This window comes from Phenylobacterium sp. 58.2.17 (assembly GCF_026411515.1).
Taxonomy (GTDB): Bacteria; Pseudomonadota; Alphaproteobacteria; order Caulobacterales; family Caulobacteraceae; genus Phenylobacterium.
Genome location: NZ_JAPMTQ010000055.1, coordinates 7,796 through 21,049, shown reverse-complemented (window position 1 = coordinate 21,049; position 13,254 = coordinate 7,796). Strand labels below are relative to the sequence as shown.

Sequence of the window (13,254 nt, the reverse complement as noted above, 5' to 3'; positions counted from 1 at the left end):
GGGGGGGGGGGGGGGGGGGGGGGGGGGGGGGGGGGGGGGGGGGGGGGGGGGGGGGGGGGGGGGGGGGGGGGGGGGGGGGGGGGGGGGGGGGGGGGGGGGGGGGGGGGGGCGCCCCCCCCCCCCCCCCCCGCCATCGTCATGGCCAATCGCGGCAACGGTCCGGAGCAATGCATGCAGCTGGCCCATGAGCGCGCGCCGCAGGGTTTCGACCGCATCGAGGACGTATTCGCCGACGGCGAGCTGGAGGCTATCGCCGCCCGCTACAAGGTGCTGACCGGCCTGCGCCGCGAGGAGACGCAAGCATGACCCCGGGCCTTTCCCTGCTGATGACGCTGGAGGTGCTGGTCGGAGCGCCGGTGTCGGTCGACGCCTCACCGCACGGGCGGCGGTTCATCCCGATCCTGGGCGGACGCGTCGGCGATGGGCTGGACGGCATGGTGCTGCCCGGCGGCGGCGACTGGCAGACCCATTGGCCGGACGGGCGCATGGACATCGCCGCGCACTACGCCCTCGACATCGCCGGGCAGGGGACGGTCGAGGTCCGCTCCGAGGGCCTGCGCCACGGTCCGCCGGAGGTGTTGGCCGCCCTGGCCCGCGGCGAGGCGGTGGATCCGGCCAGCTACTACTTCCGCACTTCGGTGCGACTGCGGACCGCCGCGCCTGGCCTTGAGCGGCTGAACCGGTTGCTCGCCCTGGCGGTCGGCGAGCGGGCCGCCGACCGGGTGCGGCTGCGCGTCTACGAAATCGGATAGGGGGAGACGATGGGCGAGCGGTTCGTGACGTCCGACGGCGTCGGCATCGTCTGGCACGAGTGGGGCGCGGAGCTGCCGGGACCGCCGGTGGTGCTGCATCACGGCTTCGGGGCCAGCGCCAAGCTCAACTGGCTGGGCGCGGGCGTCGTCGGCGCCCTGACCACGGCCGGCCGTCGGGTGATCGCGCTCGACGCACGCGGCCACGGCGAGTCCGACAAGCCGCACGACCCGGCCTTCTATGGCGAGGACCGGATGGCCCGGGACGTCTCCGAGTTGATCGACCATCTGCGTTTTCCGGCCTTCGACCTGGTCGGCTACTCGATGGGCGCAATCGTCTCGCTGATCGCCGGAACGCGCGAGCCGCGCATCCGCCGGTTGGTCATCGGCGGCGTCGGCGACGGCATCCTGGCTCAGGGCGGGGTCGACACCCGCGTGGTCGACAACCAGGACATCGTCAAAGCCCTGTTGGCCGACGATCCGGCGGACATCCCGCCCGCTGCGCGCGGCTTCCGCCAGCTGGCCGACGCGACCGGCGCCGATCGCCGGGCGCTGGCCGCCCAGGCCCAGGTCGTCCACGCCAGCCGCATTCCGCTGGAGGACATCGCTGCGCAGACCCTGGTGCTGGCCGGCGACGCCGATCCGCTGGCCGCCAGGCCCGAGCGGCTGGCCGCCGCGATTAAGGGCGCGCGGCTGCGGCTGGCGCCCGGCGACCACCGCAGCGTCGTGGCCGCGCCGCAGTTCGCCGCGGCCCTGGCGGAGTTCCTCGCCTAGTCGTTTTCGAATGGGCGGGGTTTGGATTTGAGCGGTTGCGCCGGCGGCCGCCAAGCTCGACCTTGGCGGCCAGGTCCACTGGAGCCCGCGCCATGTTCGTCGGTCACTACGCCGCCTCCCTCGCCGCCAAGGCCGTTGAGCCGCGCGCCCCGCTGTGGAGCTACGTGATCGCCGCCCAGGCCATCGACATCGGCTGGGCCGCGCTGCTCATGGCCGGGGTCGAGAAGGCGCGCATCGACCCCAGCCTGCCGGGCAGCACGCTCGACCTCTACCACATGCCCTTCACCCACAGCCTGCCTGCGGTGGTGCTATGGTCGCTGGCGGGCCTGTTGCTGGCGCGGGCCGCGCGGCTGCCTTGGGGGGCGGCGATCGCCATCGCCCTGGTGGTGTTCTCGCACTGGCTGGGCGACCTGTTGGTGCACCGGCCCGACCTTGAGCTCTGGTTCGGCGGGACCAAGGTCGGCTTCGGGCTCTGGAACTACCCGGTCCCCGAGCAGGCGGTGGAGATCGGCCTGCTGGGGCTGGGGGCCGCGGCCTGGGCCTTTGTGCGGGGCCGGCAAGGGCGCGCGTTGTGGCCGGTGCTGGCGTTCACCAGCATCCTGCTCGCCGTGCAGATCATCGCCATGGTCATGCCGGGCGACGGCGACGCGACCGGACTGGGCGGCGCGGCGCTGGCTATCTACCTCGTTCTGGGGCTGGCCGCCTTCGCCCTGGATCGTCCGCGGAAGGTGACCTAGCGGCGCCTTGTCCGCGGCGAAGATAGGCGCATAGTTCCTCCAAAGGCCGCACGACGACGGCCACAGGGAGGCGCATCCATGAAGTGCTTGAAGCTGGCGGCGGTCATCGCCGTGGCGGCGGTGTTGGCCGCATGCAGTCAGAAGGCCGAGACGGCCAAGGCCGGCAATGTCGACGGCGAGCGGATCGTGGCGGCCGCCGGCAACGGCGAATGGCTCTCCTACGGGCGGACCTATGACGAGCAGCGCCACAGCCCGCTCGACAAGATCAACGCCAGCAATGTCGGTCAGCTGGGCCTGGCCTGGATGCACGAGTTCGACACCGACCGCGGCCAGGAAGCCACGCCGGTCATGGTCGACGGCGTGCTCTACACCACCACCGCCTGGTCCAAGGTCTTCGCGTTCGACGCCAAGACCGGCGCGCTGAAGTGGTCCTACGATCCCAAGGTCGACGGCAAGAAGGGCTTCGACGCCTGCTGCGACGTGGTCAACCGCGGCGTCGCCGTCTGGAAGGGCCGCGTCTATGTCGGCGCCCTCGACGGCCGGCTGATCGCCCTCGATGCGGCCACCGGCAAGCCGGTCTGGTCGGTGCAGACCACCGACACCTCGCGCCCCTACACGATCACCGGCGCGCCGCGGGTCATCAAGGACAAGGTGCTGATCGGCAACGGCGGCGGCGAGTACGGCGTGCGCGGCTACCTGTCGGCCTACAACGCCAATGACGGCAAGCTGCTCTGGCGCTTCTACACCACGCCCAATCCGAACGGGCAGCCCGACAACGCCGCCTCCGACAAGGTCATGAAGGAGAAGGGCGCGGCCACCTGGTTCGGCGAAGGCTGGAAGGCTACCGGCGGCGGCGGCACGGTCTGGGACGCCATGGCCTACGATCCGCAGCTCGACATCCTCTATGCCGGGGTCGGCAACGGCACGCCCTGGAACCACGTCAAGCGCTCGGACGGCAAGGGCGACAACCTCTTCCTCTCCTCGATCCTGGCCCTGAAGCCCGACACCGGCGAGTACGTCTGGCACTATCAGACCACGCCGGGCGAAAGCTGGGACTACACCGCCACCCAGCACATCATCCTGGCCGACATGAATGTGGGAGGCGCCGTCCGAAAGGTGCTGATGCAGGCGCCCAAGAACGGCTTCTTCTACGTCCTCGACCGCACCAACGGCCAGTTGATCTCGGCCAAGCCGTACGTGCCGATCACCTGGGCCAAGGGCGTCGATCCGGCCACCGGCCGCCCGATCGAGAACCCCGGGGTGCGCTATGAGAACGCGCCCTCGCTGCAGGTGCCCGCGCCGTTCGGCGCTCACAACTGGCACCCGATGGCCTTCAACCCAAAGGAAAACCTGGTCTACATCCCGGCCCAGGTGATCCCGTTCGCCTATACTCCGGACAAAGGCTACAGCTACCGCGCCGGCGGCTGGAACGTCGGCACAGACTTCCTCGCCAACGCCCTGCCCACCGACAAGGCGCAGATCGCCGCCCTCAAGGCGATGGTGAAGGGCGAGCTGATCGCCTGGGACCCGGTGGCCCAGAAGGCGCGCTTCACGATCCAGCACCCCTATTTCTGGAACGCCGGCGTGCTGTCGACCGGCGGCGGCCTGATCTTCCAGGGCGCGGCCCAGGGCGAGTTCGCCGCCTACAGCGCCGCCGACGGCAAGAAGCTCTGGTCCTACCAGACCGACAACGGCGTCATCGCCGCGCCGATGACCTACGAGATCGACGGCGAGCAATACGTCGCCCAGATGGTCGGCTACGGCGGGGCCGGGGCGCTGTCGGCGCCGTTCGTGTTGCCCGACCGCCCGCGGCTTCCGGGCCGGCTGCTGGTCTTCAAGCTGGGCGGCAAGGCGACGGCGCCGGCCTACGTCCGACCCGAGAAGTTCGAGCTCGACCTGACCGGCGTGACCTCGACCGGCGACGCCAAGCGCGGCTTCGCCCTGTTCCACCAGAACTGCCAGGTCTGCCATGGCCCCAACGCCACCGGGACCTATCTGCCCGACCTGCGCCGCTCGCAAATGCTGCTGTCGGCCGACAGCTGGAAATCGGTGCTGATCGACGGAGCGCTGGCCGAGCGCGGCATGGCCAGCTTCAGCCGCTTCATCGACGCCAAGGGCGCTGAGGACCTGCGCGCCTACGTGCTGACCGAGGCGCGGGCCGTGCAGGCCGAGGCGAAGGCGGCCAAGGGAGGAGCCGCGCCGAAGAGCTAGGATGGTCTCACCACCGCTCGTCCCGGCCTTCGCTGGGATGAGCGGGAGGCGGTCGCTGCGCTAGCGACCGCGCCGCCGAGGGTCTATCTGTGCCCGCATGAACGCTCCCGTGAAACTGGACACCCTGCCCGAGTGGAACCTCGCCGACCTGTATGCCGGGCGCGAGGATCCGAAGATCGAGGCTGACCTGGCCGCCGCCAAGGCGGCCAATGACGAGTTGGTCAAGCTGAAGGGACGTTTCACCGCCCTGCGCACCGACCCGCTGCACCTGGGCGAGGTGCTCGACCACGGCGTCGGGCTGTACGAAAAGGCCACCAACGGCCTCTGGGGCGTCGGCGCCTATGCGGCGCTTTCGGCGTCGGTGGCGCGCGACGATCCGGCCTGGGCCAAGTTCGAGGCCGACCTGCGGGCGCGCTCCGCGCAGATCGCCGCCGACAGCCTGTTCTTCACGCTCGAGCTCAACCAGCTCGAGGACAACGAGATCGAGATGGCCTTCAAGGCCCATCCGCCCGCCGCCCGCTGGCGGCCTTGGATGCGGCGGGTGCGGCTGTCGCGCCCGCATGAGCTGACCGCCGATCTGGAGCGGCTGCTGATCGATCGCGGCCCGGCGGTCGCCAACTGGACGCGGCTGTTCGATGAGACCCTGGCGCGGCTGACTGCGAAGGTCGGACGCGAGAACCTGACCCTGTCGGAGGCGCTGAATCGGCTGTCGGATCCCGACGGCGCGCGCCGCAAGCAGGCCGCTCAGGGCCTGGCCAAGGCGCTGGAGGAACGCGCCCCGGTTCTCGCGCTGTCGATGAACACCCTGGCCTTCGAAAAGCAGGTCGAGGACCGCTGGCGCAAGTACCCGGATCCCGCCGCCTCGCGGCACTTGGCCAACGAGGTCGACGCCGACGCCGTCCAGGCGCTGGAGGCCGCGGTGGTCGAAGCCTATCCTTCGGTCAGCCATCGCTATTATGCGCTGAAGGCCAAGGTCATGGGCCGCAAGACCCTGGACTACTGGGACCGCAACGCCCCGCTCGACACCGCCGCGCCGCGCACCTACGGCTGGGACGAGGCCCGCGGCATGGTGCTGGAAAGCTTCGCCGACCTGGCGCCGAAGTTCGCCGACACGGCCCAGACCTTCTTCACCCATCCCTGGATCGACGCGCGGCCGCGCCCGGGCAAGCAGTCGGGCGCGTATTCTCACCCGGTCACCGCCGACCGGCATCCCTATGTGTTCATGAACTACATGGGCGAGCGGCGCGACGTGCTGACCCTGGCGCACGAGTTGGGTCACGCCGTGCACCAGACGCTGTGTGCGCCGCTGGGCACCCTGCTGGCCGACACCCCGCTGACCCTGGCCGAGACCGCCTCGATCTTCGGCGAGGGCCTGGTCTTCGAGCGGCTGCTGGCCGGCGCCTCCAAGCAGGAGCGCATGGGCCTGCTGGCCGGCAAGATCGAGGACGGCCTCAACACGGTGGTCCGGCAGATCGCCTTCCACCGCTTCGAGACCCAGTTCCACGCGATGCGCCAGGAGGGCGAACTGGCGCCTGAGGACATCAGCGCCCTGTGGCTGGAGGTTATGGCCGAGAGCCTCGGCCCGGCGGTGAAGCTGAACCCTGGCTACGAGCACTACTGGGCCTATGTCAGCCACTTCGTGCACGCACCGTTCTACGTCTACGCCTACGCGTTCGGCGACCTGCTGGTGCGCGGGCTGATGGAGAAGCGCCGGGAGGACCCGGTCGCCTTCGCCCCGCTCTACGAGGACCTGCTCGCCGCCGGCGGAACCCGGACCTATGTCGAGGCGCTAAAGCCGTTCGGGCTGAACCCGCGCGAGAAGGCCTTCTGGGCCGCGGGCATGAGCCAACTGGAACGGCTCGTCGACGAGTTCGACGACCTGGTGTGAGGGAGCGGGCATGGCCGAGGCGACATCGAACCCTTGGCCGGCCCTCGACTACGCGCAGGATCGCGCGACCTTCGAGACCCTGCACCTGATGAGCCAGATCGTCGGCAAGGCGCGCACCGCCTGCGCGCCCTGGGTCAATCACGGTTGGCAGGTGGCGCTCTACGTTTCGCCGCGCGGGCTCACCACCTCGCCTGTCCCCAACGCCGGCGGTCTGTTCGACCTGGAGTTCGACTTCGTCGAGCACCAGCTGCGCTGCCGGGCCAGCAACGGCTTTCTCGGCGAAATCCCGCTGGCCGGGCAGAGCATCGCCCATGTCTACCGGGCGGTGGAGGAGATGCTCTCGCGCACCGGCGGACCGGTGCGGATCGATGGGGTTCCCAACGAGATTCCCGACCCGGTCCCGTTCCTCCAGGACGCGGCGATCCGCGTCTACGACCACGATGCGGCCTGGCGGCTGTGGCAGGCGCTGATCCGGATCGAGCGGGTGTTTCAGGAGTTCCGCACCGGATACCTTGGCAAGGTCAGCCCGGTGCACCTGTTCTGGGGGGCGTTCGACCTGGCGGTGACGCGGTTCTCCGGACGCACCGCCCCGCGCCATCCGGGCGGCATCCCGAACCTGCCCGACGCAGTCACGCGCGAGGCCTATTCGCACGAGGTCGCCAGCGCCGGCTTCTGGCCCGGCGGCGGCCTGGTCGAGTTCCCGGCTTTCTACGCCTACGCCTATCCGGAGCCGAAGGGGTTCCGCGAGACGGTGGTGCGTCCTGCCCAGGCGGCGTTTCACGAGGGGCTGGGCGAGTTCATCCTGCCCTACGAGGCGGTGCGGTCCGCGCCCGATCCCGAGGCGGCGCTCGCCGAGTTCCTGCTCTCGACCTATGTCGCGGCCGCCGACGCCGGGGCCTGGCCGCGCGCCGAGCTGGAGTGCGCGTTCGGCGCGCCCGGCGTGCCGCGGCGCTGCTAGGCGCGGCCGGCCTTCACCTCGGCCACGAACGCGCTGAAGCCGGCGACGTAGCCGGTCAGCGCTTCTTCGATCGCCGGGTCGAGGATGGCTCCAGCCTCGTCGAACACCTTGTGGGCGCGAGAGACCATCAACCGGCCGCCGAACCAGGGTTGCGTGCCGAGGGTGCGCAGCACCGGCAGCCAGGCCTCCTGACTGAGGATGGTCCCGAAACCGCCGGGCGAGGCGCCGATGAAGGCCACCGGCTTGCCGCCGAACACCCTGCCGATGTCGCTCGCGGGCCGCGTCAACCAGTCTATGGCGTTCTTGAACACGCCGGGGATCGAGTTGTTGTACTCGGGCGTCACCAGGAACAGCGCGTCGGCGTCGGCGATCTTGTCCTTCAACTCGGCGACCTTGGCCGGGATGCCTTCGGCGGCTTCGACGTCGCCATCGTAGAGCGGCACGCCGCGGATGGTCTCGACCTCGATCTGCACGCCCGCCGGCGCCAGCCGCGCGGCCGCCCGCAGCAGCTGGGCGTTGAACGAGCCGGCGCGAAGGCTTCCGGAGAGCCCGACGATGTGGAGCGGAGGGGAGGCGTTCGTCATCGGGGTTCCAATCTTGATGTCATCCCGGATGCAGCGGCGCAGCCGCAGAAGTCCGGGCCCCATGAACACCTGATCTCGCCGTCGACGGCAAGACGTCGCCGCATCTTCTGCACGGCGCGAATGGGCCCCGGACAAGCGCTGCGCGCTTTCCGGGATGACACCCTCGGAAATGCCGTTCCTAGAGCAGGTCGCCGCCGGCCGCCGAGGCGGTGGTGCCGAACTGCTGGTAGGCCTTGATCACGTTGCGGCCCACGGTCCAGCGGTGCACCTCGTCCGGCCCGTCCACCAGGCGCTGGGAGCGGATGTGGGTGTACCAGCTGGCCAGCGGCGTATCCTGGCTGTAGCCGAGCGCGCCGTGCAGCTGGATCGCGGTGTCGACGACCTTGTGCACCATGTGGGCGAGGAACACCTTGGCGATGGAGTTCTCCTGCCGCAGGTCCATGCCGCGCTCGGCCTTGTAGGCGATGTGCAGCAGCATAAGGCGGGCCATGTAGAGCTCGCTGGCGCACTCGGCGAGCATGAACTGGACGGCCTGGCGCTCGGCCAGCGGCTTGCCGAAGGTCGAGCGCTGAGTGACGTGGGCCGTGGCCATGTCCAGCGCTCGCTGGGCCATGGCGACGTTGTGCATGCCGTGGCGCAGGCGCCCGTAGGCTAGGCGGTGCTGGCCCATATTGAAGCCCTGGCCCTCGCCGCCGAGCAGGTTCTCGGCCGGGATCACCAGGTCCTTGATCTCGATCTCGGAATGGCCGCCGCCCATGATGTGCGACAGCGGGCCCTCGACGGCCATCGTCTTAATGTCGCGCTTGATGACGTAGCCGGGATTGGGCAGCTCGACGATGAAGGTCGAGAACTGCTGGTGGCGCGGGGCGTCGGGGTCGGTGCGGGCCATGACCACGGCGAGGTCGGCGGCGCTGGCGGCCGAGGAGAACCACTTCTCGCCGTTGAGCACGTAGTTCTCGTTGCCGTCCTTGACCGCGGTGGTGCGCATGCCGGTGGCGTCGGCGCCCGAGGCCTTCTCCGTCATCGAGTAGCAGACGCGCTTGTCGCCGTTCAGCAGCGGCTTGAGGAACTTTTCCTTCTGAAGCTCGGTGCCGTGCGCCAGCAGGGTCAGCATGGTGGCGTCGTCAGGACCCTGGCTGTTCATCGACAGCGCGCCGAGGTGACTGCGGCCGAGCTCCATCTGCACCAGGGCGTTGGCCAGCGGGCCCAGCCCCATGCCGCCGTACTCCTTGGGGATGAAGGGCAGCCACAGTCCCTGGGCGCGGGCCTTGGTCCGCAGCTCGGCCAGCACCGCCTGGAACGACTCCTTGTCCTTCAGGCGGGCCTCGGCGGGAATGCACTCCTGCTCAACCCATTCGCGCACCCGGGCGCGGACGGCCTTCGCGTCTTCCGGAATCTCGAAATCAATCGCCACGGCGCCTATCTCCCTGTTTTGTCCTTGCGTTCCGCAGCGTCGGCGCTTGTCGTGTCGTAAGGCAAGTCCCGCCGTCCGCCTCGACGCGGCCGGTGATCAAACAATTGGGGAGTCCATGCACTATCGAGAGCTGAAGCAGGCCTGGTCGGAACTGACGGCGCCCGGCGCCCCGTTCGAGATCGTCGAGATCCCGGTGCGCGGCAACATGATCCGCATGTACAAGAACGCGCCGCCATCGGTGCGCGAACTGTGGCTCTCGACCGCCGCCTATGGCGACCGCGACTATCTGGTCTACGAGAACGATCGCCTGACCTACGCCCAGGCCCACGCCCAGGTGAACGCCATCGCCGCCTGGCTGTTCGCGCAGGGTGTCCAGCCCGGCGACCGCGTGGCCATCGCCATGCGCAACTATCCCGAATGGATGCTGCTCTACTGGGCCTGCCTCTCGATCGGCGTCGCCGCGGTCGGCATGAACGCCTGGTGGGTGACCGACGAGATGGAGTACGCGATCAAGGACTCCGCGCCGAAGGTGATCTTCGCCGACGTCGAGCGCCTGGCCCGCATTCTCGAGCGCCCGGCCATGGCGCAGGGCGCAAAACTGGTGGCGGTGCGCACCGACGCGCCGGCGGGCGTCATTCCCTATGCCGAGGTGATCGCCGGCGGCGGGGCGATGCCGCAGGTCAGCGTCGACCCGGACGCCGACGCCTGCATCTTCTACACCTCGGGCACCACGGGCAATCCGAAGGGCGCGCAGCTGACCCACCGCGGCTGCATCGCCAACCTGATGAACATGGGCTTCTCAGCCCAGGTCCAGGCGCTGGCCGTGGCCAAGGCCACCGGCGTGGTCCCCAACCCCGAGGACGCGCCGATCCCGGCGGCGCTGATCACCACGCCGCTGTTCCACGTCACCGCCAACAATTGCGGCGCCTACGCCGTGACCGCCGGCGGCGGCAAGCTGGTCCTGATGTACCGTTGGGACGCCGGCGAGGCGCTGCGCCTGATCGCCAAGGAGAAGATCACCGCCATGAGCGGCGTGCCGACCATGGCCCGCGAGGTGATCAACCATCCCGACTTCGCGACGACCGACACCTCCAGCCTGCTGACCCTCGGCGGCGGCGGCGCGCAGCTGCCGCCGGACCTGGTGGCCAAGATCGACGGGGCGGTGAAGACCGCGCGGCCGAACACCGGCTATGGCATGACCGAGACCTGCGGGATCATCACCGCGGTGTCAGCCGACTTCTTCGTCGACAAGCCCGACAGCTGCGGCCCGGCCATGCCGGCCTTCGAGGCCAAGTGCGTCGACGACGACGGCAATGCGGTGCCGGCCGGCCAGGTCGGCGAGCTGTGGGTCAAGGGCGCGCCGGTCATCAAGGGCTATATCAACCGCCCCGACGCCACCGCTGAGTCGATCACCGACGGCTGGCTGCACACCGGCGACGTGGCGCGGATCGACGAGGACGGCTTCATCTTCATCGTCGACCGCAAGAAGGACATGGTCCTGCGCGGCGGCGAGAACGTCTATTGCGCCGAGGTCGAGGCCGGCATCTTCCGCCACCCGGCGGTGGCCGAGGTCACCGTCTTCGGCGTGCCGGACGAGCGGCTGGGCGAGGAGGTCGGGGCCGCGGTGCTGCTGCGTCCCGGCGCGATGGTCTCGCCGGAGGAACTGCGCGAGCACCTCTCTGGCCTGATGGCCAAGCACAAGGTGCCCCGCTACCTGTGGTTCATGAACGACCCGCTGCCGCGCAACGCCAGCGGAAAGTTCCTCAAGCGCCAGCTGCGCGAGACGCTGAACCCCGAAAAGGCGCTCTAACCTGACGCGGGCGTCCTAGTCGCGGACGAATGCGGCGACCACGGCGTCGGCGTGGGCCTCGACCTCGGGCGGCGCCATCGGGTCGACGCCGTAGGCCAAGCGCAGCTCGCCCGCCAGGGTGAAGGGCGCCTGCGCCGCCGCGGCGATCATGTAGATCAGCCGTCGCGGCTCCATGCGCGGCAGGTGGCCGGCGGCCATCAGGGTCTCAATGTTCCGGCGCGCCGCGCGGTGCTGCGGCCCGATGATCTGCTCGGCGATCCAGGCCGTGCGGTCGGTGTCGGACATGGTCTCGTGGACCATGATCCGCGCGTGCTCGGGATGGCGGGCGCAGTAGCCGACATAGTCGCGCAGCGCCTGCTTGAACCGCTCCAGCAGCGGTTGGCCGTAGGTCCCGCGCCAGTCGGCGCGGCGTCCGGCGTTCATCTGGTCGATGAGGCTGCGCAGCGCCGACCGCCAGAGGGTCGACTTGTCGGTGAAATGGTAACGCACCAGGCTGTGCTCGACGCCGGCCGCGGCGGCGATGTCGCGCAAGGCGGCGCCCTCGAACCCCCGTTCCGCAAAGAGCTTCAGGGCGGCGGCGAGGATGGCGGCCCGGGTCTCCTCGACGGAGCGGGCGTCCTTGGCGGGACGGCCTCTTGGACGGCCTCTGGGACGTGCGGCGGCCTGGGTCATGGCTTAATATTGCCCGATTGGGTAAAAATAGATAGCGTCCGCGCAACGACGCCCCGAGGAACCCCGCCATGACCGCCCAGCCCTGGATGGACAAGAGCCGCTCGCCCGACGAGCGGGCCGCGCTGCTGATTGAGCAGCTGACCCTCGACGAGATGATCAGCCTGGTCCACGGGCCGATGCCGACCCTGCTGGAGAACCCGCCGGCGGACGCGGCGATGGGCGCGGGCTACATCCCTGGCGTGGCGCGGCTGGGGATCCCGGCGCTCAACGAGACCGACGCCAGCCTCGGGGTCGCCAACCCGCGCAAGATCCGGCCCGGCGACGGGGCGACGGCGCTGCCTTCGGGGCTGGCCCTGGCCTCCACCTGGGACGCGGAGCTGGCCTATGCGGCCGGGGCGATGGTCGGCTCGGAGGCGCGCGACAAGGGCTTCAACGTGCTGCTGGGCGGCGGCGCCAACCTGACCCGCGAGCCGCGTTGCGGGCGCAATTTCGAGTATCTCGGCGAGGACCCGCTGCTGGCCGGGGTGTTGGCCGGCGAGGCGATCAAGGGCGCGCAGTCGAACCAGATCGTCTGCACGCTCAAGCACTTCGCGCTGAACGACCAGGAGACCTGCCGTCACGTGGTCGACGCCCAGATCGACGAGGGCGCGCTGCGGGAAAGCGACCTGCTGGCCTTCCAGATCGCCATCGAGCGCGGCGACCCCGGCTCGGTCATGTGCGCCTACAACAAGGTCAACGGCGAGTGGGCCGGGGAAAACGACTTCCTGCTGAACCAGGTCCTCAAGCGCGACTGGGGCTACCCCGGCTGGGTGATGAGCGACTGGGGCGCCGTGCATTCGACCGCCAAGGCGGCGCTCGCCGGCATGGATCAGGAGAGCGGCGAGCAGCTCGATCGGCAGGTTTACTTCGGGGCCTTGCTGAAAGATGCCGTTGAGCAGGGCGAGGTCCCGTTCGAGCGGCTGGCGAACATGGTCCACCGGATCCTGCGAAGCCTGATCGACAAAGGGGTTTTCGACCACCCGGCCGAGCGTCGCGCGACCGACTACGACGCCAACGCCAAGGTGGCGCAGGACGCCGCCGAGGCCGCTATCGTCATGCTGAAGAACGCCGATGGAATCCTGCCGATAGATTCTAGCAACCGGCGGATCGCGGTGATCGGCGCCCATGCCGACGTCGGCGTGCTGTCTGGCGGCGGCTCCTCGCAGGTGATCCCGGTCGGCGGCGCGGCCCTGGAGATCGCGGTCACCATGGGCATGTCCTCGGCCTTCTCGCAGATCACCTATCACCCCTCCGCGCCGCTGGCGGCGATCCAGGAGCGGGCGCTGAACGTCCAGGTCACCTACGATCCCGGCACGGACCCGGCCGCGGCCGCGGGCGCCCCCCCCCCCCCCCCCCCCCCCCCCGACTTTGCCCCCCAATGGGGGACCGAGCGCCCCGGCCCTCCGCCCCCGTCGCTC

The 13,254-nt window shown here is 70.0% G+C and carries 12 protein-coding genes; 9 read left to right on the top strand and 3 right to left on the bottom strand.

Annotated elements, in window-relative coordinates:
• Positions 1-171 precede the first annotated feature (171 nt).
• The 7 genes from OUA97_RS21110 (at position 172) to OUA97_RS21080 (ending at position 7,317) form a co-directional block, all read left to right on the top strand.
• Positions 172-306, top strand: a complete 135-nt coding sequence (locus tag OUA97_RS21110) for a hypothetical protein (RefSeq protein ID WP_267234027.1) — start codon at positions 172-174, stop codon at positions 304-306.
• The gene (locus tag OUA97_RS21105) at positions 303-752 is read left to right on the top strand and encodes a DUF3237 domain-containing protein (protein WP_267234025.1); all 450 of its coding nucleotides are present in this window, start codon (positions 303-305) and stop codon (positions 750-752) included. The genes OUA97_RS21110 and OUA97_RS21105 overlap by 4 nt, the downstream gene beginning before the upstream one ends.
• Before the next feature lie 9 nt (positions 753-761).
• On the top strand, positions 762-1,523 hold the full coding sequence (locus OUA97_RS21100; protein WP_267234024.1) for an alpha/beta fold hydrolase: 762 nt from the start codon (positions 762-764) through the stop codon (positions 1,521-1,523).
• Between the two features lie 92 nt (positions 1,524-1,615).
• A complete protein-coding gene (locus OUA97_RS21095; RefSeq protein ID WP_267234023.1) occupies positions 1,616-2,260 on the top strand; it encodes a hypothetical protein in 645 nt (214 codons plus the stop codon).
• A 78-nt stretch (positions 2,261-2,338) separates the two neighbouring features.
• Complete coding sequence (locus OUA97_RS21090; RefSeq protein ID WP_267234022.1) at positions 2,339-4,471, top strand: PQQ-dependent dehydrogenase, methanol/ethanol family; 2,133 nt, start codon at positions 2,339-2,341, stop codon at positions 4,469-4,471.
• A 97-nt stretch (positions 4,472-4,568) separates the two neighbouring features.
• Complete coding sequence (locus OUA97_RS21085) at positions 4,569-6,359, top strand: M3 family oligoendopeptidase (protein WP_267234021.1); 1,791 nt, start codon at positions 4,569-4,571, stop codon at positions 6,357-6,359.
• 10 nt (positions 6,360-6,369) lie between these two features.
• Positions 6,370-7,317 (top strand): DUF5996 family protein, encoded by a 948-nt coding sequence (locus tag OUA97_RS21080; protein WP_267234020.1) that lies wholly within the window; start codon positions 6,370-6,372, stop codon positions 7,315-7,317.
• Here the strand turns inward: OUA97_RS21080 and OUA97_RS21075 are convergent.
• Complete coding sequence (locus OUA97_RS21075) at positions 7,314-7,901, bottom strand: NADPH-dependent FMN reductase (protein ID WP_267234019.1); 588 nt, start codon at positions 7,899-7,901, stop codon at positions 7,314-7,316. The genes OUA97_RS21080 and OUA97_RS21075 overlap by 4 nt on opposite strands.
• 178 nt (positions 7,902-8,079) lie before the next feature.
• Positions 8,080-9,315, bottom strand: coding sequence for an acyl-CoA dehydrogenase family protein (locus OUA97_RS21070; RefSeq protein ID WP_267234018.1), 1,236 nt, complete (start codon positions 9,313-9,315; stop codon positions 8,080-8,082).
• Between the two features lie 115 nt (positions 9,316-9,430).
• On the opposite strand from OUA97_RS21070, the gene OUA97_RS21065 reads away from it, so the two are divergent.
• On the top strand, positions 9,431-11,125 hold the full coding sequence (locus tag OUA97_RS21065) for a class I adenylate-forming enzyme family protein (protein WP_267234017.1): 1,695 nt from the start codon (positions 9,431-9,433) through the stop codon (positions 11,123-11,125).
• Between the two features lie 15 nt (positions 11,126-11,140).
• On the opposite strand, the gene OUA97_RS21060 is transcribed toward OUA97_RS21065, so the two are convergent.
• Positions 11,141-11,797, bottom strand: coding sequence for a TetR/AcrR family transcriptional regulator (locus OUA97_RS21060; RefSeq protein ID WP_267234016.1), 657 nt, complete (start codon positions 11,795-11,797; stop codon positions 11,141-11,143).
• 68 nt (positions 11,798-11,865) lie between these two features.
• Here OUA97_RS21060 and OUA97_RS21055 point away from each other — a divergent pair.
• Positions 11,866-13,254 (top strand): glycoside hydrolase family 3 protein (locus OUA97_RS21055; RefSeq protein ID WP_267234015.1); only part of this gene is annotated, 1,389 nt, incomplete at its 3' end.

Excerpts from the sequence above, each read along its gene's own strand:
- OUA97_RS21110 (WP_267234027.1), top strand. The coding sequence starts at position 172 with ATGCAGCTGGCCCATGAGCGCGCGCCGCAGGGTTTCGACCGCATCGAG.
- OUA97_RS21105 (WP_267234025.1), top strand. The coding sequence starts at position 303 with ATGACCCCGGGCCTTTCCCTGCTGATGACGCTGGAGGTGCTGGTCGGA.
- OUA97_RS21100 (WP_267234024.1), top strand. The coding sequence starts at position 762 with ATGGGCGAGCGGTTCGTGACGTCCGACGGCGTCGGCATCGTCTGGCAC.
- OUA97_RS21095 (WP_267234023.1), top strand. The coding sequence starts at position 1,616 with ATGTTCGTCGGTCACTACGCCGCCTCCCTCGCCGCCAAGGCCGTTGAG.
- OUA97_RS21090 (WP_267234022.1), top strand. The coding sequence starts at position 2,339 with ATGAAGTGCTTGAAGCTGGCGGCGGTCATCGCCGTGGCGGCGGTGTTG.
- OUA97_RS21085 (WP_267234021.1), top strand. The coding sequence starts at position 4,569 with ATGAACGCTCCCGTGAAACTGGACACCCTGCCCGAGTGGAACCTCGCC.
- OUA97_RS21080 (WP_267234020.1), top strand. The coding sequence starts at position 6,370 with ATGGCCGAGGCGACATCGAACCCTTGGCCGGCCCTCGACTACGCGCAG.
- OUA97_RS21075 (WP_267234019.1), bottom strand. The coding sequence starts at position 7,901 with ATGACGAACGCCTCCCCTCCGCTCCACATCGTCGGGCTCTCCGGAAGC.
- OUA97_RS21065 (WP_267234017.1), top strand. The coding sequence starts at position 9,431 with ATGCACTATCGAGAGCTGAAGCAGGCCTGGTCGGAACTGACGGCGCCC.
- OUA97_RS21060 (WP_267234016.1), bottom strand. The coding sequence starts at position 11,797 with ATGACCCAGGCCGCCGCACGTCCCAGAGGCCGTCCAAGAGGCCGTCCC.